The organism is Bradyrhizobium neotropicale, from assembly GCF_001641695.1.
GTDB lineage: Bacteria > Pseudomonadota > Alphaproteobacteria > Rhizobiales > Xanthobacteraceae > Bradyrhizobium > Bradyrhizobium neotropicale.
In genome coordinates, this window is the sequence record NZ_LSEF01000085.1 from 202,654 (window position 1) to 219,903 (window position 17,250).

The window sequence follows — 17,250 nt, forward strand, 5'->3', positions numbered from 1 at the left end:
GGCGGGATGACCTCGATACCGCGTTCCGCCACCTCGACCTCTACGACCGCTTCGGCTGCCCCGGCGGTCACATCCAGGCGGCGTTCCGCTGCCTGACGCGGTTCGGCGCCCAGATCGATCCCAAGGTTGCCGAGACGCTGGACAGCCGCGTGCACGCCTGCTGGATCAACCCGGCGGCACAGCCGCAGCAGGCGGCGGCCGCGGCCTCGCAGCCCGCCGCGCCGACGACCGGCGCGACGCCGCCGCAGCCGGCGGCGAGCCCATCGCCTGCGGCCAGCCCGACGCCGGCGCCCCAGAAATAGCCGCGATCGTTTCAGCCTGCGTTCAGGAACGATCGGCGATAGCAGCGGTTGGCACCGCCACGCTGCTTTCCGAAAGACATGCCCTCGTAAGGACATGAGGCCATGACAGTTGTGAAACCGCGCGGCGGAGGTATGCTCCATTTGCCGCGGACTTGGTCGGATCTCGGGGTCGGATCCGCTTCCCTGCCACCTCAGCCCCGTTTGGTTTAGCCGCGATGCGCGTTGTCGCCGCCGTTCTGTTGCTTGTGTCCGTGCTCCACGCGGGCATCTGGGTAGTCTTGCGCGACAAGGAACCCGCACCCGACTTCAAGGGGCTCCTGCCGAGCGTCTCCTACGCGCCGTTCGCGGGTTCAGGCCACCCCGACGTCGACAACATTCCGACGATTGAGCAGATCCGCGCCGACATGAAGACGCTGTCGACGATGACACGCGCGATCCGTCTCTATTCGTCCACGGGCGGTGTGGAGCTGGTGCCGCCGATTGCGGCCGAGTTCGGCCTCAAGGTCACCGTCGGCGCCTGGATCGACAAGGACAAGGATCGCAACGAGCGCGAGATCAAGGCCGCGATCGAGCTCGCCCGCAAGAACAGCAACGTCATCGGCGTCGTCGTCGGCAACGAGGTGATCTACCGCGGCGAGCAGAAGGTCGAAGACCTCATCGAGATGATCAAGAAGGTCAGGAGCGCGGTCCGCGTTCCCGTCACCACCGGCGAGATCTGGAACATCTGGCGCGACAATCCGGACCTTGCCTCGAACGTCGACTTCATCGCCGCCCACGTCCTGCCCTACTGGGAAAACTTCCGCTCGGATCAGGCGGTCGACCAGGCCGTCGACCGCTACAACCTGCTGCGCAACCTGTTCCCGGGCAAGCGCATCGTGATCGCCGAGTTCGGCTGGCCGAGCGCCGGCTACAACTTGCGCAACGCCGACCCCGGTCCGTTCCAGCAGGCGCTGACGCTGCGCAACTTCGTCAGTCGCGCCGAAGCGCTCGGCATGGAATACAACATCGTCGAGGCGATCGATCAGCCCTGGAAGTTCTTCGAAGGCGGCGTCGGTCCGTACTGGGGAATCCTCAACGCCAGCCGCGAGCCGAAATTCGCGTGGACCGGCCCGGTCGAGAATCCCGATTACTGGAAGCTGATGACGATCGCGCTCTTGGTCGGCATCCTCCTGTCGCTGCCGATCCTGCGACTGGAACAGCCGACCGCGAAGCAGGCCTTCCTGCTGTCGGCAACCGCCAACGGCGTCGGCGCCTGGGCCGCGACCGTGTTCGCTTTCTGGAACGGGCATTATTTCATCTTCGGCTCGGCCTTCGCGCTGACGCTCGGCATGATCCTGCTTGTTCCGCTCGTCCTCATTGCGATGGCCCGCGTCGACGAGATCGCGGCGGTCGCCTTCGGCCGGCCGCCGCAGCGGCTGCTGGCCAAGGGCAAGCCGATCGCTGACGTACCCGAGAACTACTGCCCGAAGGTCTCGATCCACATCCCCGCTTATTTCGAGCCGGTCGACATGCTGAAGCAGACGCTCGATGCGCTGTCGCGGCTGAACTATCCGAACTACGAATGCGTGGTCATCATCAACAACACGCCCGATCCGGCCTTCTGGCAACCGATCCAGGACCACTGCCGCGCGCTCGGTGAACGCTTCAAGTTCATCAACGCCGAGAAGGTGCAGGGCTTCAAGGCCGGCGCGCTGCGGATTGCGATGGACCGCACCGCGGCGGATGCCGAGATCATCGGCATTCTCGATGCCGACTATGTCGTTGATCCCGACTGGCTGAAGGATCTCGTGCCGGCGTTCGCCGATCCGCGCGTCGGCCTCGTGCAGGCGCCGCAGGAGCACCGCGACGGCGACCTGTCGATCATGCACTACATCATGAACGGCGAGTACGCGGGCTTCTTCGACATCGGCATGGTCCAGCGCAACGAGGCCAACGCCATCATCGTGCACGGCACGATGTGCCTGATCCGCCGCGCCGCAATGGACATGGCCGGCGGTTGGTCGAGCGACACCATCTGCGAGGACTCCGATCTCGGCCTCGCGATCCAGGAGCTTGGCTGGACCACCCACTACACCAACCACCGCTATGGCCAGGGCCTGCTGCCGGACACCTATGAGGCCTTCAAGAAACAGCGTCACCGCTGGGCCTATGGCGGCCTCCAGATCGTGAAGAAGCACTGGCGCCACTTCATGCCCGGCAGGAGCCGGCTGACGCCCGACCAGAAGCGCGAGTACGGTCTCGGCTGGCTGAACTGGTTAGGGGCCGAAAGTCTCGGCGTGGTCGTGGCGCTGCTCAACCTCGTCTGGGTGCCGATCGTCGCGTTTGCCGACATCGCCATTCCCGACAAGATTTTGACGCTGCCGATCATCGCCGCCTTCATCGTCTCGCTGGCACACTTCCTGTCGATGTACCGCCTGCGCGTCGCGGTGAAGCCCGGCCAGATGCTGGGCGCCATGATCGCGGCGATGAGCGTGCAATGGACGGTGTCGCGCGCGGTCGCTCAAGGACTGATCACCGAGCACATCGCATTCGCGCGCACCTCCAAGGGCGGCCTGTCGCGCATGTCGATCGAATTCCAGGCGTTCTGGGAGGCCGTGATCGGCACCCTGCTCCTGGTCGGCGCCGGCGTCCTGATCGCCTCCAACAGTTTCAGGCAGATCACCGAGATCTACATCTTCGCCGGCGTACTGGTGCTGCAGAGCCTGCCGTTCCTTGCCGCGGTGGCGATCGCAATCCTCGAGCTCAGCCGCATCAACTCGTTCCAGTTCTGGCGCGACAGCGCGATCCGCACCGCCGAGCTGATCGGCCTTCGCCCCGTCGCGCTGCCGACACCGGCCGGTTCCCCCCAACCCGTGCCGAGCGAGGTCCGCCGCGAGGCGAACTAACTGGCCAAGCACTGTGGCGTCATCCCGCACACTTCGGCGTGGATGACGCGGCGCCAATCGCGTTGAGAATTCCTGCCTAAACGGCGGAAACGCCGGAAGAATCCCTGCCCCTGCTGCGAAGTTCGGCGCCCACCCGCACTATTGACCTGAGCGGCCGCTCCCCCTACACAGCGCGGGCCGAAAGCATGATCCGGAAATGGCCTTACCGGTTTTCCCCGCGACGCACGATCAGACGTGGCGGCAAGACATGCTTCTCGAATGACCGAAGACGATGGCGACCGATCTCGCAAAGCCATCCAGCGGCCATGGGAGCGCGTAGCTCAGCCGGTAGAGCACGTGACTTTTAATCACGGGGTCCTGGGTTCGAGCCCCAGCGCGCTCACCAATAAGGCAAACAATTTCATTTGGTTAGGTCCGACACCGCATAGCCAGTGCTGATCGTCATCTGGTCGTGCAACGCTGATTATCCCCAACCTCCGAGAACGCTCGCTGCCATCCGGTTCACTTGGGATTGATCAAGGGTCGTCAGGCCAGCGTAAGCGCGACGCCCTACCCTCCAGACTAGCTTGAGCAGGCGGCTGGCTGGCGAGCGCGACCATGAGGCGCGATAGCTTCTATTTTCTCTTTGCGCTCGCGTGGATGGTGGTGGTGATCGGCTGGCTACTTTTTGTGATGTTCGCTGAATAAGAAAGGCCGCCTCTGTTGGCGGCCTCTTATCCGCTATCCAGTGCTGGCCTGCTTCCGGGTTCTGTGGCTGGCCTAATTTCCGTTAACGAACGCGTAAGGCCGGCGTCAGTGCCTCGTGGTACTTTTGGCAATCATCTAATTCCCACTTGGATGATTGATGGCCGAGGCCCGGTTTGGATTCGCCTCCGTCTCCGGGCCTCGCCTCGCAAGTAAGGCCGCCAGTTGGCAGCCTCTTATCCACACCCACGACAGGCTGTGGCTCGGCGCCGTTCCGACCCACCGGGAATCGATAATTTGACTCGGCGCTGGCGGCGCCATTCTTGGCGGCATGCGCTCTCGCCGTCGATACACGAAATGGACCGCGGCCCTGCCGATTGGCTGGCCGATGGCCATGTCACCTGCAACATCCAGTGCCTGAACGGCCGCTGCGATCGCAGGGTCGACGTCCGGCTCGACACTCTTCCACAGGATCAGCCGTGGTCGCGTGTTGGCTTACGCATGGTCTGCTCAGAGTGTGGCGCCCTGGGATCTGTGAACATCTCCCCAACTGGCATGACATCCCCCGGCAAGTTACGCATCAAGCATGGGCTACAGGTTCTGATTCCAGCAATGAAACTCACCACCGAACGCCCCTTCGCCAACCCCGAAGCCGCCGCACGTAAGCTGGTCGAGCTCGCCGCCAACATTGAGGCTGTCCAAGACGGCCGCATGGCGCAGGTTAACTCTTGCGCGCCGGTTTGGCCGAGCGCACGCTTGCCAAGCGTTTTCTCAAAAAGAACCTCCGGAGGGATGCGACCATGCCAAGGGTCAAGCAAGCTTCGAAGCAAAAACGCACAGCCAAAGCCGCCGCCATGAAGGTGCTGGGTGCCGCCGGACTGGGTCTTTCGCTGATGGGTAGTGCATCCGCATCCACGATGCCCACTGCTGGTATCCCGCAATCTGATAATACCTCGCCCAATCAGCGCTTCCTTCTTGGCGAAGAGGAAATGGCCGACGTCAGTCTCGCCACGTTCCATCTCTTCGACAAAGAGAACGTTGGCACCGGTTTCCAACAGATCGCGCGTGGCTGCGGCTGCGGCGGCTGTCGTGGTTGCGGCTGCGGAGGCTGCCGAGGCTGCGGCTGCGCTGGCTGCCGAGGTTGCGGTTGCGGCGGCGGCAATACCTCCGGGTACGGCGGCGGCCAAGCGTCCCAATCGGGCGGCCAGCCTCAATGATTTTGCCGCTCGGCCGGCGCTTCAAGCTCCACCCAACGAGCGCCATGGCAGTAGTCTTCCGGACAGGAACTTGCCGCGCACGCGGTCGGAGATCTCCGCGCGATGGTTGCTCGCCGTCTCAAGTAAGCCGGCGCGCTCGAACGCCCTGAGTTCGTCGATGATGTGCTGATCCCGCCCCCATAGCCGCGGATCAGACTCCGACGAGGAGTCCGCCCTCGATAGCTATCGAGATACCTAGGGATTACTCCCAGAGCGCATCTCACTCTGCCGCTCCTTCCCGGTACAGTGGCTTTGCGCGCGGCGGTGCGCATAGAGAGGGACGGCTCCGGCGTGTACCCAGCCTCGCGTGCCGGGGCCGTTCTCGTTTGCAGTCGGACTGCATCGAGCGCGAGGAATAGCCGTGAAATCCCCGGTAGCGAAACGATCCATCGTCGTCGACGGCCACAGGACCAGCGTCAGCATCGAGGAGGCCTTCTGGACTGGCCTGAAAGAGATTTCCAGCCTGCGCAACATGACGCTCTCGCAGTTGGTCGGAGAGATCGACCGCAACCGCCAGCAAGGTAATCTATCCTCCGCGATACGCGTGTTCGTCCTCGGTTACTTTAAGAACCTCGCCGCGTCGACCCAGCTTCAGCAGAAAGTGCCGGCACCGCAGCCATCCCGCGATCGAGCTTGATCTAGCTCAATGCTCGCTTGCCAGTCGGGCGCCTGCTTCGAGGTGGGGCAGCCCCGGGGGCGCAACATGACGCGCGACCGAACAACGATGATCCATGTGCTGACCTGGATGCTAGCTGCGGGCGGCCTGCTAGTGCTCGTATCCGTCTTGTGGTGAGCCACGCATCTGAGCGCGGGACCGAAGGCAGAAGCACTGCCCAAATTCGCCTAGCGCGCTGTCCCGCCTGGCCTGACGCGTCAACTAAAGCACAATCGCGTCCTGCACGAGCGTGTGCTACTTATCGCCTGGGTCAGGGTTGAACTGCGAGTTGTCATGAGCAGCATTCCCCTGGACTTTCAAAGACAGTGCGAACGGCGGTGGACCACCCGACTTCAGCAGCAAGCGGAGCCGGCGGCTCGATGGCATCGGTTTGAAAAGCGGGATCCGGAGCTAGCCGCCCAGCCCTGGCACGAGAAAACCGACAAGCTGAACCAATCGGATTTGACGTCCGCGCCCAGCAGAGTGCGTGCGGACCGAAGCGCGCGCTGTTCTCCGTGAGCAGATCGGGCGATGAACCGCGAGCAGGGCTTGGCGGCCCGGCACACGCCCCCGCCGAAGATGTGCCGAGCCTAGCCATGCCAGCGCGCTGGTCGACCCGACCGGCTGGAACCAATCATGGCGACAATGTGGCTGCTCCGCTAGAGCTTGGATGCAACACTGTCGACGGAAATAGAAACCCGCCAGCGTGAACAAGGCGGCACTACGTCCGGCTCGTGAAGACAGACATCGCTTAACCCAGACGGTCCTACTCGAAGGAAGCCCGCCATTCGCGACGGGCTCAAGTCCAAGGGAGGATAAGCGTCATGAAGGACGCGACAAAAGCCTACGGCGAGTCGCGCCGATGCGGTGTGTCGCGATCGACACGGTGGACAACAAAGCGCTCGTAGCGCTACACGCAAGGAATGACAGATCGGGGCTCGCCCCGCCCATTTGACGATCCGATCAAAGTGCCTGGTGACGCTGCGCGATGCCGGCGATTACATCGCTGGGCTTCTACCGGACGATCCGATCAAGGCGGCAGCCCGTTATACAACCAAATATCTGATCTTTCATTTGGGCGCCTACCCGGCAACCCCTAATGCAAGCGCGCACATCGTCGCCCCACACACGGCCCTTGGTTTGAGAATTTGAGATACACCGATTGTTGCATGCCTTGTCGTTATCGGGGCATTTGGACAAACAAGCTGCAAGGCCAAGTCGCTCGCCTTCTGAAAATGTCGCTTCTTGGGCGGTTGCGAGCGTCGTCGTTGTCGCCGTAATACAAAGGGCGAGCGTGAATGCGCTCTTTAGGATTTCTGTCGCTGACATTATTTCCTGACTCTGTTTGAGACCTCGGAAAACAGCGTACGCCGGACACACCACCAAGGCGCAAGGCGGAAGAAATATCGGATCGTGAAGTAGCTCGCCAGCCTGAACCGGCGGGCCTCGTGTTCAACGCCTAGCCGTCCTAGCGGAGTTCCTGTTCGATCGCTTTCAGCCGCTTTCTAAGAGCGTGATCTATGGCGCTGGCTTCTCTTGGCGCGATTCTTCCCGTCGCAATATCGGCCAGCATCCTGCCCTGAAACGTTGCGATCTGCTCCAGCGTCATCTGCTCGATTTGAGCAATCCGCGCCTCAACATCGGCATTTACTTCCGCCGCTTTCCTATTGCGCATGTTCCGCGCTCCTCTGATGAGTCGCGATTTTGATCCTGGACCCCGGCAGCACCGAAGCAAACGCCAGCACCGCCGGGATTGTGGATAACTACCGCCTCAGCCGGCGGGCGTGTGCCGCCAGCCGCTGCCGGTTGCGTTTCCTGTGTGATCGGCGCCGGCGCTTCATGGCTGCTGCTTCAGAAGCCGCGCATGAGCCCTTCCCCGTTGGATTGCATCCGATCGCAACCAGATGCGAGAGCAACTGGCGTCCCATCGCCGCGGCTTGTGGAAAGCGGGGAGCCGAGATCCGGCCGGGCTTCAACTGGGATGGGCTTGCCGCTAAAGGATATCGATAGCGGCTCAAAGACGGCCCCGGCCGTGGGGGCTTCATAGGGGATCGTGGGCCGGGGCCGTTTGGAGGTGCTTGGGACCTTGGGGAAGGACCAAGCGATAGCGAGCTTACTCAAAGCTCGAAGTGTTGTTCTGTTCGCTTCCGCACATTGGCGGCTCCGTTCCGGACAGAACCTGCCGAATTTTCCTGATCGGATTCTCTGAGGCCGCCTCCGGGCGGCCTCTTTGCTTTTGCCCACGCAAAAAGTGGCCTCAGCGGTTGGCGGCGGCTGAGGACTCGGGTCCAGCTCCGGCAAAAGGGGGATCCGGTGACCTATCTATGTCGCAACTCGTGGGAGACCACCCACATGCAAGGAGCCCTACCTGGACTTGGTCTTGCCCGGCCGTAGCGCCGGACCACATATCCTCCGACGGTTCACCAACGATTGGAGCGCTGGAATGAGCAGGACCAGCCGCCGGATCGTCTACGTCGTGCTGATGATCGTGGTGCTGCTGTTGATCTGGCAGTTTCTCGGATCGCTGTGAACGGCCCGCCGTATTGTGCGCCTTGCCGCTGTAGAAGCATCATCGCCCGGCGAAGGCTGATTGAAGCAACGGCTGAAACGCCCGATCCATCGCTGGTGGTGTTTGGGGAAAAACCGCCCTTGCGTCAGCACCTCTGCATTTTCCGAATCGGCGCTCCGTGCTCGCTCTTCCCAGAGTTCCGGTTGCGGGGTGCGGAGGTGAGCCAGTTCTTATCCGTTTTGTTGCTAGCGATGGCTCTGATGCTGACCGTGTGTTTTGGCGTGGCGGCCTGGCGTCTCTCTGACGAAAAGGGCGCCGACATCACCGGCCAAATTCCGCACCAGTCCTACGGATGGAGGCCGACGCCGGCCAGGTGATGGTCAGATCTTTCACCAGCAAAATCAGTTGTTTGCTTCCCCGCTTTCGATTTGCGGAAAGCGACAGCCGCAACAATATTCCGCCCGCCTGCAATTTTCCCCGTGCGCAGCGCAGCAATTTACGGTAGTAATCGTCCGGGGACGAATTTGTGCCACGCGGTCGGAAAAGAGAAAGCCGCAAACAGGCAAACAATGTGAACGGGGGCAATCCAACGGTGCTCCATGGAACCCACGCCAGCTGAACCTTTTGTTCGCGGCGCTGGTTAAGTGGCACAGAGAGGATTGCAGGTTATGGATTGGGTGCTCGGGACGATTGCGGTCTTCTGCTTCGCGGCAGGCCTTAACACGATAGCGCTGCTCCTTTGCGTGGCCGCCTTGATCACCAGCTTAGGTACCATCAGCCTGAGGATGAGGGCGCGGGCGCAAGGGGCCCTGCTCGACGACGGCTGGGTCGCTCCGAAGCTTTTTACGGCGATCGTTCTATTGTCTGCCGTTTGGTGTCTCGCCGCGCAGGCGGGATTTATCAGGCTCTAGACTGCTCGCCGCCCTCCTCTCCCCAAATGCAATGACAAGCGCCAGCTGGGTCTGAAGTAGCCGCAACTCGCCGTGTTCCTGCTCTCCAAGACCCTGGGCGCACTCGCCATCCTGCCGAACTTTCTCGCGGCAATCGGCCTGTTCGGCTGTTTGCTGATATTGACGCGATACGTCGCGGCTGGCCGCAAACTTGCGATCGGCGCCTTCGTGGGCCTGGCGGTGTGTGGGTTCAGCCCCGCGGGAAGCCTCTTGCTCAGGCCTCTCGAAGATCGCTTTCCACCATGGGTCCCCGGCGCGGACGCACCGGACGGCATCATCATCCTGGGAGGAAGCACCAAACCCGAGGTCTCTGCGGCACGCGGATTTCCGGTTTCCGACATCGGAGTGGACCGACTTATCACCGGTGCGATGCTCGCCCGGCGCTATCCGAATGCACGCATCATCTACTCAGGCGGTAGTCCCGATCTGCTTCCGGGGAATTTGCGCGAAGCCGATTACGCTCTGCAAATCCTGGGTGAACTTGGCATCCCAAGGGATCGCGTTCAAATCGAAGGCTATTCGCGCAACACAGCCGAGAACGCGACCTTCTCAAAGGCTGCAGCTTCTCCAAAGCCCGGCGACCACTGGTTGCTCGTCACGTCGGCCTACCACATGCCACGCGCCGTCGGACTCTTCCGCGCGGCCGGCTTTCCTGTCGAGCCCGTTCCGACCGGCTGGCTGACCAGCGGGCACACCACATGGCTGGATCTCGGTAACTTCGCCTCTTCCGTCCTTCTCGTCCACGTCGCCAGCCGGGAATGGATCGGCCTCGCCACATATCGCGCACTTGGAAGAACGAGTGCATTCTTCCCGGGGCCGTAGCTCGGCACGCGTCCACCGGCGAAGCCCGCGCGCAAAAACGAAAAGCCCCAGCGCTTGGAGCACCGCTGGGGCATCTCGTTCAAAATATGAATTGGTCGAGCAATGGCGTCTTCATAGCAGCGAACGCGGCAAACGCTTGTGAACTGGTTCACACGCCTGCTCGGAAAACACACGACCTCCCGCCCAGCCACGCCCCGGCACAGGCCGGAACGCGCTCCGCTCGACGGTTTGAGCGTTGACACGCCGCGCGCTAGGATCGGCCTTTTCACGGAGGCTCATTTGAAGCAGATCATTTGCATCGCGGCCATCACGCTGCTTGCTGCGGCGGCTCCTGCACGATCACAGACGCTGGTCGATCCCAACAAGGTTGCGCCCGAATATCGCGAGGCTGCCGAGAAGCGCCGGGCCGAGCAGCTGCGGCAACGCGAATGCGCCCTGAAGGCGGATCTGGACAAGGTGCTGCCCAGAGATCGCACCGCCTATCTCAACCATTGCCTCGATGGGCCCGTTGCCAAGCCATAGCGGCCGCAAGCCATAGCGGCCGATTGCGCGGGCTTAACTCTGAGCCCGCCGGCCTGTCGCGGCGAGGCGCCGACGTAGCTTAGCTCCGCCGCTGCGGCTTCCTCGGAAACAGCCGGTCTCGGATGTAGCGCGAGGTCGGCGTCAGGCGGATGCCGCGCGGCTTCTGCCAGGCGGCGCGATCGATCTCCTTCTTGTCGCCGATCGCCAGCCCTCCCTTGGCGTTCTTGGCGATGAAGATGGCATCGCTCATCTTGCGGCCGGTTCGCTTGTTCCTCGCCTTCACTTCCTTCCAGAGGCTGATCCTGCCCAGCTTGAGCTTTGGCAGTTCCTCCTTGATCTCCCGCCGCAGGCAGTCCTTCTCGGACTCGCGCGCGCGCTTGCGGCCGCCGGGGAACATCCACAGACCGTCCGACCGTCGCCTCACCAAAAGAACTTTGCCGCGCTTCGCGGCAACCAGCTTGGAAGCCTTCGCCATTGCTGCCGTAAAATAATACCAGAATCGAGCCAATCGTAACTTGTCTATTTGGATAGACAAGTTCGGCGACCGCCCTGTGAAAATCGTTGCCTCCCACAAGGCGAGGCGCCGTCGATGCGAGTTGCCGGACGGACCGAGCGCTCGCAAAAGGTGAGCTCACTCTTCGCGCGCCGTCCCCACCTCCGCCTGATCGGTCCTGATCCACGCTGCCGCGAGCTCCCACGCCACCGACAGGATGATTGGCCCGATGAAGAGGCCGATGATGCCGTGGGCGAGCGTGCCGCCGATCACGCCGACGAAGATCACGATGGTCGGCGTATTGAGGCCCCGCCCCATGACGAGCGGCTTCAACATGGTGTCGATGAAGCCGACGAGGACGAGAAACACCGTGAGCAGCACCGCCGTGGTGACGTCCTTGGCGGTCCAGATCCAGATGATGACCGGCAGCAGCACCAGGAAGGCGCCGATCTGCACGATCGAGAGCAGCAGCACGATGAAGGCGAGCAGGCCGGCGCTCGGCACGCTCGCGAGCTTGAAACCGACGCCGGCGAGCAGCGCCTGCACGATCGCAACGCCGATCACGCCTTGCGCTACCGCGCGGATGGTCGCCCCCGCGAGCTCCAGGAAATGCTCGCTCTGCTCGGGCACGATGCGAAACAGGAAACCGCGTCCGGCCTCGACCAGCCGCGGACCATGGGGAAAGAGAAAGCCCGCAACGAACACCGAGACCAGGAACTGCAGCGTCCCGAGGCTTGCATCGCCGGCCAGCGACAGAAGCGGCCCCGCCAGTGGCTGGAGATAGGGCGTCACCTCGCGCAGCACCGCACGGATGTTGTTGTAGGCCTGATCCCAGAGTTCGTAGAGCGTTGGGCCTATGATCGGCCAGGACTTGATCTGCTCCGGCGCCGACTGCAGCGCGAGGTCGCCGGTGCCGAGCTGGCGCGCGATCTCCTTCACACCCTCGACTGCGCTGAGGCCGAGCCAGGTCGCAGGGCCGATGACGATGCCGAGCGTGATCAAGGTGAGGATCACCGCCGCCGTCTTTGGACGGCCGCCGAGCAACTTGGCGAGCGAGCTGAACGCCGGATAGAACGCGACCGCGAGAACGGCGCTCCAGGCCAGGATCGGCACGAACGGCCGGATGATCAGGAACGTCCAGATGATCATCAGGGCCAGCAGGCCGAGGCGGATCACGAGCTGGATGATGTCCTCTCCGGTCAGGAGCTGACGAAGACTTTTCACGAGCACGGCCTTCCTTGCGGCATCAACGCGGGTCCCCGCCGCTTGCGCGGCCCAGCGTTATTGCCAGCAACGGACCGGGCGTCAAGACGACCCGGTCCCGCCTGCACCGGGGAAGACGACACGGATGCCCCCGAAAATAGGAACGCGGCATGCCGATTGTGCATTTCGAGACGATGGCGCACCGACCGCAACAGCCCGATGAACACAGCGGCATTCATCGCGGCATTCACTATTCGCTCAAGCGGAATGCCGCGCCGGGCTATTGGCGCTACGCCTACGTGATCGGCGCAAAAGTCCGCGCCGGACGGGTTCAGGGCCGGCTGCCGCTGCTCGCCATCAGGCGCGTGACGATGCGGATCGATCGTGACATGCGCGACGGCCAGGTGCCAACGCCCTAGAAGTGACCTGGACTGGCGGGGGCCCATTATTCCCCGGCAATTGCGGTCCGAAACCGGGTTTGCCTAACACCCGTTAACCGGATTTCGTCTGGCCGGTTTACGCCGATGCAAGCGCCCTCTCCTACGCTTTCCGCCGAGGTCCCCGAAAACACTTTGCGTGCAATGGCCAACAGCATCTGGACGATCGAAGAATTCACCTGCCCGGGTTGCGGCATGAATTACACCGCGACCAAGGAAGACCACACCGAGCAGCACTCCGGCAGCTTCAAATGCAGCATCTGCAACGGCGTCGTCCACACTTGGTCCGGCCATCATCACTTCTTCGGCTGGACAGCGGTGAAGACCAGACCGCCCGTGTTCGGCCGGCGCTGGGCCGGCGTGGAATGGTAGACGGGCGCTGACGCGCGCCGCTGTCGCTTGCAGCCAATTCAGCCGTGACGCTTGTGAAAGCCCTCGCTATTAAATTTCGCGGGTTCTGTTGCGAGAGGACTGACGCCCGTTGAGGGCGACCCATGTTGACGAACTGCGTTGGCAGCTTCGGCAGATGAGAACCGGTCAACACGGCAAGGCGTTCAGGGACCGTCTTCGAGAGAGGTGGCGCAATCGCCATATCCGGCAGTCCGGTCGGATGCCCCCCGCTCCCCATTTCCGTCAACTTTGTTCGCCATCTGAATCCCGGATATTTTCAGCACCGCGTGGCTCTGGACGGTCATGCGATCGATTGTTCAACCAAAGCTGTTTGAAGGACGCGGATGAAAAGCGTGACGCTCTTTGCCCTTGGCTTCCTGTCTGCCGGTGTCGGGTTGCTGGACAGCGCGAGAGGCCAGACCTCAGGCGCCCCGCCGCTTTCGCTTGCCCCACCGCCGACCGAACAGGGGGCCGCGCCTTCGGGCACCACCAACAACCCCTGGCCGCCAATGGCGACACCCAAGGCGGCGCCGCCCCGAGCAACCGCCAAAAGGCCTCCGGCAAAGCCCAATGGCGAGCCGTCATCGGCGGCGAACGACGCCCTCCCGCCGGCGGCGTCCGACAAGCTCTCGTCCACGCCGGCGATCAGCAGGCCTCCGCTGCCGCGCAATCCAGCCGCCGACTACGATGGCTTTAGCGTCGGCACCGTCGACGACAGTGCCACGTCAGGCCAGCCGGCGCGCCCCACGAGGCCGCGCGCAGCAAAAGCCTCCAAGCCCCATTTGGAGACAGATGGCATCACGGCGCAGGAATCGATCGATCGGGAAGATGAGGCGTTGAAACGCAAGCTGACGATCTGCCGCGACTGCAAGTAGGAGATTGCGGCCGTTGCCCATGGCAGATGTCTTGAGATGCGGCGCGATTAGCCTGTTGTCGAACAAGCCTATTGCCGGATGAAGACTTGGGCATGTGGGGGTCGCGGAGCCACGTAAAAGCGCGCCTCACAGGCGAGGCACGTCAAATGCTCCGCAATATCAATCCGCAATCCAGACGACATTCTTTTCGACTGGCAATCCGGGCATTCCCTCTTATTCAACGCGTCAAGCGTAACGGCTTCGGGCATATCGAGCTCATAAAAAACCGCTCAATCAGACACCGTAAGAGTACCTGATCTGTTTCGCCATCACGATGGCAGCATCCGTATAGCGACCGTTTGACCAAACTAGATCGCACATCGCCAAAAAGGCTAACGCGAGAAGCGTAATCAAAATTCCCTTGCACATAGCGACGTCTCCAATGAAGAGACTGCCAACCGAGCAGGTACGGGTTAGATAGACTGGATATTTTCCGAGGTCGCTGCTGCGACGATCCGCAATGGTCACAGGCTGGCAAGCAGCCGTAACTATTCCGTTAATCGTCCGCCTCAAAGATGATTTACTCGCCCCCTGAGAACGCTACTTCTTGTGCTCGGCGCCCTCCTCGTTCAGCTTTTCGATCTTGGCGGGAAGGTCCGGATATCGGCCGACCCTGTAGGTGGCGTTCTCACATTTGACGACCCACACGTCGTAGTCCGGCTTTGATAGCTTCGTGTCGCGCGTAGCTTGCTGTGGCTTGTCGCACGTATGACCTTGGCTGCGTATCTGGGTCGCGAGCAAGTCCGCGTCCGTTTCGGCATAAGCCAGTCTCACAAATGGACTGCTGGCTGGCACGAGAGTCGTGGCTAGAATAGTCAGGATCAGAACGGAGCGCTTGGAGCTGTTCACGGTCAGCCTCCTTCCAGGTTGCAACGCGTTCCCGAGCCTCGGAGTATAATCCCGCTCTGTCGCGCGGCAATGACCGCCGTCCGCCCCCGTGGGCAGACCGCGCCTAGGCTTGGATCCCGTTCGCACGGATCGCGGGCGCCTGCCGGCACCCGGCCTTCCCTGCGCCCTCCTGTCGCGAGGGCAAAAGGCGACACCAACACTCGGGCGCTACCCGCCGCGAGACGGCAATGTCATGTCTGCCATTCCAACAGACGGACGCCGCTTCTCCTCTGCTCCGGCCCCGGCTAGACTCCCCTGCTCCGCAGTCGAGTTTTGGACGTAATGACCGCAGCTTTCGTTCCCCAGATCGCCCTCTACCGCCGCTGGCTTGCCGAGCAGCGCGGCCTCTCCTTCGCCGGCTATGAGGAGATGCGGCAATGGTCCGTGCGTGATCTCGATGGCTTCTGGCGCAGCATCTGGGACTATTACGATCTGCAATCGCCGACGCCGTTCTCGGCCGTGATCACCGAGCGCAAGATGCCTGGCGCGGTCTGGTTTCCCGGCGCGCAGGTCAACTACGCCCGCCAGGTGTTCCGGCATGTCGAGGCGGCGGATGCCGCCGGCCTGCCTGCGGTCGTCAGCAGCGGCGAGGACGGCAGGCTGACGGAGACGAGCTGGCCGGAGCTGCGGCGCAAGGCCGCCGCGCTCGCGCTGCATCTGCGCGACAAGGGCGTCAAGCCGGGCGACCGTGTCGCGGCCTATCTACCCAACATCCCCGAGACCATCATCGCGTTTCTGGCCGCCGCCAGCATCGGCGCGGTCTGGAGTGTGTGCGCGCCCGACATGGCGGCGCCTGCGGTCATCGACCGCTTCAAGCAGATTGAGCCGAAAGTGCTGATCGCGTGCGACGCCGTCACCTATGCCGGGCGGCGGCACGACCGAAGCGACGTCGTCGACGAGCTTCGGCGATCCCTGCCGACGGTCGAGCATGTCATTCTGCACGGCGAACAGGCCGCCGCACCGGACGCGCAGCTCTCCAGCATCCTTGCAAGGATGGGGGCGGCAATCGATGCGTTCGAGCCGGTGTGGCTGCCGTTCGATCACCCGCTCTGGATCGTCTATTCCAGTGGCACCACCGGCCTGCCAAAACCGATCGTGCATGGCCATGGCGGCATCGTCATCGTGGTGCTGGCGCTGCTCGGGCTGCACAACGACATCGGCTGCTCCTACCACGCGAACTCGTTCGGCGAGCGCTATCACTGGTACAGCTCGACCGGCTGGATCATGTGGAATTCGCAAGTTGGCGGCCTGCTCAGCGGCACCACCTGCTGCATCTTCGACGGCAGCCCCGGCGGCACCAAAGACAAGCCGGATTGGACCACGCTGTGGCGCTTCGTCGCCCAGTCGAGATCGACGTTCTTCGGCGCAGGCGCGGCGTTCTTCGCGAACTGCGCCAAGGCCGAGATCGACCTGACCGTCACCGGCGATCTCTCGCAATTGCGCTGCCTCGGCTCCACCGGCTCGCCGCTCAGCGCCGACACGCAAGGCTGGTTCAACACGCACTTCGCGGCGCTGTCGAAGACAAACGGCAGCAAGGCGCAGGCCGACATCTGGTGGGCGAACATTTCCGGTGGCACCGACTTCGCCGGCGCCTTCATCGGCGGCAACCGCGAGCTGCCGCAAACGCCGGGCGCGATGCAGTGCCGCCTGCTCGGCGCCGCCGTGGAGGCCTTCAGCGAACAGGGCCGCGCCGTGATCGACGAGGTCGGCGAGCTCGTCTGCACCGAGCCGATGCCGTCGATGCCGCTCTATTTCTGGAACGACAAGGGCGACGTGCGCTACCGCTCCAGCTATTTCGAGACCTATCCGGACAATTTCGACGGCAGCGGCCGGGGACCGGTGTGGCGGCACGGCGACTGGCTCAAGGTCAATCCCGACGGCTCCTGCGTGATCTATGGCCGCAGCGATGCGACCATCAACCGGCACGGCCTGCGGATGGGCACGAGCGAGCTCTATTCCGCGATCGAGGCGCTGCCGGAGGTGCTCGACTCTCTGGTCGTCGACCTCGAATATCTCGGCCGCGACAGCTACATGCCGCTGTTCGTGGTGCTGCGCGAGGGCATCACATTCGATGCCGCGATGCAGGCAAAGATCAACAAGGCGATCGAGGCCTGCCTGTCGCGCAGATTCCTGCCGAACGAGATCTTCGCCGTCGCCGAGATCCCGCGCACACTCTCCGGCAAGAAGCAGGAGCTGCCGATCAAGAAGCTCTTGCTGGGCCATCCCGTCGAAAAGGTCATCAACAAGGAGGCGATGGCCAACCCCGCCTGCCTCGACTGGTATCTCGCATTCGCACGCGACTATCTGGCCAGAACTGCAGCGTGAAGGACCGCGGCCTGA

The 17,250-nt window shown here is 62.8% G+C and carries 16 protein-coding genes, 1 tRNA gene and 1 pseudogene; 14 read left to right on the plus strand and 4 right to left on the minus strand.

Annotated elements, in window-relative coordinates; translation table 11 throughout:
- The 6 genes and pseudogenes from AXW67_RS44390 to AXW67_RS42860 form a co-directional block, all read left to right on the plus strand.
- Positions 1 to 302, plus strand: a pseudogene (locus AXW67_RS44390) (beta-1-3, beta-1-6-glucan biosynthesis protein); the annotation flags it as partial.
- Between the two features lie 215 nt (positions 303 to 517).
- Entirely contained in the window at positions 518 to 3,187 is a 2,670-nt protein-coding gene (locus tag AXW67_RS27445) for a glycosyltransferase (RefSeq protein ID WP_063680403.1), read from the plus strand.
- Positions 3,188 to 3,496: 309 nt separating this feature from the next.
- Positions 3,497 to 3,572 (plus strand) — tRNA-Lys (locus AXW67_RS27450).
- A 1,027-nt stretch (positions 3,573 to 4,599) separates the two neighbouring features.
- Positions 4,600 to 5,088: a hypothetical protein gene (locus AXW67_RS42230; protein ID WP_161491296.1), complete on the plus strand. Its 489-nt coding sequence runs from the start codon at positions 4,600 to 4,602 to the stop codon at positions 5,086 to 5,088.
- 400 nt (positions 5,089 to 5,488) lie between these two features.
- Positions 5,489 to 5,764, plus strand: coding sequence for a ribbon-helix-helix domain-containing protein (locus AXW67_RS27455; RefSeq protein WP_027550868.1), 276 nt, complete (start codon positions 5,489 to 5,491; stop codon positions 5,762 to 5,764).
- Between the two features lie 993 nt (positions 5,765 to 6,757).
- A complete protein-coding gene (locus AXW67_RS42860) occupies positions 6,758 to 6,934 on the plus strand; it encodes a hypothetical protein (RefSeq protein WP_161491297.1) in 177 nt (58 codons plus the stop codon).
- A gap of 316 nt (positions 6,935 to 7,250) precedes the next feature.
- On the opposite strand, the gene AXW67_RS27460 is transcribed toward AXW67_RS42860, so the two are convergent.
- Positions 7,251 to 7,457 (minus strand): hypothetical protein, encoded by a 207-nt coding sequence (locus AXW67_RS27460; RefSeq protein WP_063680404.1) that lies wholly within the window; start codon positions 7,455 to 7,457, stop codon positions 7,251 to 7,253.
- A 705-nt stretch (positions 7,458 to 8,162) separates the two neighbouring features.
- Here AXW67_RS27460 and AXW67_RS42865 point away from each other — a divergent pair.
- From AXW67_RS42865 to AXW67_RS27480, 4 genes are all read left to right on the plus strand, one after another.
- The gene (locus AXW67_RS42865; RefSeq protein WP_161491298.1) at positions 8,163 to 8,312 is read left to right on the plus strand and encodes a hypothetical protein; all 150 of its coding nucleotides are present in this window, start codon (positions 8,163 to 8,165) and stop codon (positions 8,310 to 8,312) included.
- 647 nt (positions 8,313 to 8,959) lie between these two features.
- Complete coding sequence (locus AXW67_RS27470; RefSeq protein ID WP_063680406.1) at positions 8,960 to 9,202, plus strand: hypothetical protein; 243 nt, start codon at positions 8,960 to 8,962, stop codon at positions 9,200 to 9,202.
- A gap of 72 nt (positions 9,203 to 9,274) precedes the next feature.
- Positions 9,275 to 10,063 (plus strand): YdcF family protein, encoded by a 789-nt coding sequence (locus AXW67_RS27475; RefSeq protein WP_245315746.1) that lies wholly within the window; start codon positions 9,275 to 9,277, stop codon positions 10,061 to 10,063.
- 279 nt (positions 10,064 to 10,342) lie between these two features.
- Complete coding sequence (locus tag AXW67_RS27480; protein ID WP_063680407.1) at positions 10,343 to 10,585, plus strand: hypothetical protein; 243 nt, start codon at positions 10,343 to 10,345, stop codon at positions 10,583 to 10,585.
- A gap of 79 nt (positions 10,586 to 10,664) precedes the next feature.
- Here AXW67_RS27480 and AXW67_RS27485 read toward each other — a convergent pair whose 3' ends face one another.
- Together AXW67_RS27485 and AXW67_RS27490 are read right to left on the minus strand one after the other, a co-directional pair.
- The gene (locus AXW67_RS27485; RefSeq protein WP_027550863.1) at positions 10,665 to 11,060 is read right to left on the minus strand and encodes an NUDIX hydrolase; all 396 of its coding nucleotides are present in this window, start codon (positions 11,058 to 11,060) and stop codon (positions 10,665 to 10,667) included.
- Between the two features lie 156 nt (positions 11,061 to 11,216).
- Complete coding sequence (locus AXW67_RS27490) at positions 11,217 to 12,308, minus strand: AI-2E family transporter (protein WP_063680408.1); 1,092 nt, start codon at positions 12,306 to 12,308, stop codon at positions 11,217 to 11,219.
- Positions 12,309 to 12,451: 143 nt separating this feature from the next.
- Here AXW67_RS27490 and AXW67_RS27495 point away from each other — a divergent pair, with 143 nt between their 5' ends.
- The 3 genes from AXW67_RS27495 (at position 12,452) to AXW67_RS42870 (ending at position 13,983) form a co-directional block, all read left to right on the plus strand.
- The gene (locus tag AXW67_RS27495; RefSeq protein WP_245315748.1) at positions 12,452 to 12,700 is read left to right on the plus strand and encodes a hypothetical protein; all 249 of its coding nucleotides are present in this window, start codon (positions 12,452 to 12,454) and stop codon (positions 12,698 to 12,700) included.
- Positions 12,701 to 12,862: 162 nt separating this feature from the next.
- Positions 12,863 to 13,090, plus strand: coding sequence for a transcription initiation factor IIE subunit alpha family protein (locus tag AXW67_RS27500; RefSeq protein ID WP_063680409.1), 228 nt, complete (start codon positions 12,863 to 12,865; stop codon positions 13,088 to 13,090).
- 362 nt (positions 13,091 to 13,452) lie between these two features.
- A complete protein-coding gene (locus AXW67_RS42870; protein ID WP_063680410.1) occupies positions 13,453 to 13,983 on the plus strand; it encodes a hypothetical protein in 531 nt (176 codons plus the stop codon).
- 579 nt (positions 13,984 to 14,562) lie between these two features.
- On the opposite strand, the gene AXW67_RS27510 is transcribed toward AXW67_RS42870, so the two are convergent.
- Positions 14,563 to 14,871, minus strand: coding sequence for a hypothetical protein (locus tag AXW67_RS27510; RefSeq protein ID WP_245283859.1), 309 nt, complete (start codon positions 14,869 to 14,871; stop codon positions 14,563 to 14,565).
- 321 nt (positions 14,872 to 15,192) lie between these two features.
- Between AXW67_RS27510 and AXW67_RS27515 the strand changes: the two genes are divergently transcribed.
- A complete protein-coding gene (locus tag AXW67_RS27515; protein WP_063680411.1) occupies positions 15,193 to 17,235 on the plus strand; it encodes an acetoacetate--CoA ligase in 2,043 nt (680 codons plus the stop codon).
- Positions 17,236 to 17,250: the final 15 nt, after the last annotated feature.

What these genes read in the sequence shown, in the direction of transcription:
- AXW67_RS27445 (WP_063680403.1), top strand. Translation starts at nt 518, where the DNA reads ATGCGCGTTGTCGCCGCCGTTCTGTTGCTTGTGTCCGTGCTCCACGCG.
- AXW67_RS27460 (WP_063680404.1), bottom strand. Translation starts at nt 7,457, where the DNA reads ATGCGCAATAGGAAAGCGGCGGAAGTAAATGCCGATGTTGAGGCGCGG.
- AXW67_RS27470 (WP_063680406.1), top strand. Translation starts at nt 8,960, where the DNA reads ATGGATTGGGTGCTCGGGACGATTGCGGTCTTCTGCTTCGCGGCAGGC.
- AXW67_RS27485 (WP_027550863.1), bottom strand. Translation starts at nt 11,060, where the DNA reads ATGGCGAAGGCTTCCAAGCTGGTTGCCGCGAAGCGCGGCAAAGTTCTT.
- AXW67_RS27495 (WP_245315748.1), top strand. Translation starts at nt 12,452, where the DNA reads ATGCCGATTGTGCATTTCGAGACGATGGCGCACCGACCGCAACAGCCC.
- AXW67_RS27500 (WP_063680409.1), top strand. Translation starts at nt 12,863, where the DNA reads ATGGCCAACAGCATCTGGACGATCGAAGAATTCACCTGCCCGGGTTGC.
- AXW67_RS42870 (WP_063680410.1), top strand. Translation starts at nt 13,453, where the DNA reads ATGAAAAGCGTGACGCTCTTTGCCCTTGGCTTCCTGTCTGCCGGTGTC.
- AXW67_RS27515 (WP_063680411.1), top strand. Translation starts at nt 15,193, where the DNA reads ATGACCGCAGCTTTCGTTCCCCAGATCGCCCTCTACCGCCGCTGGCTT.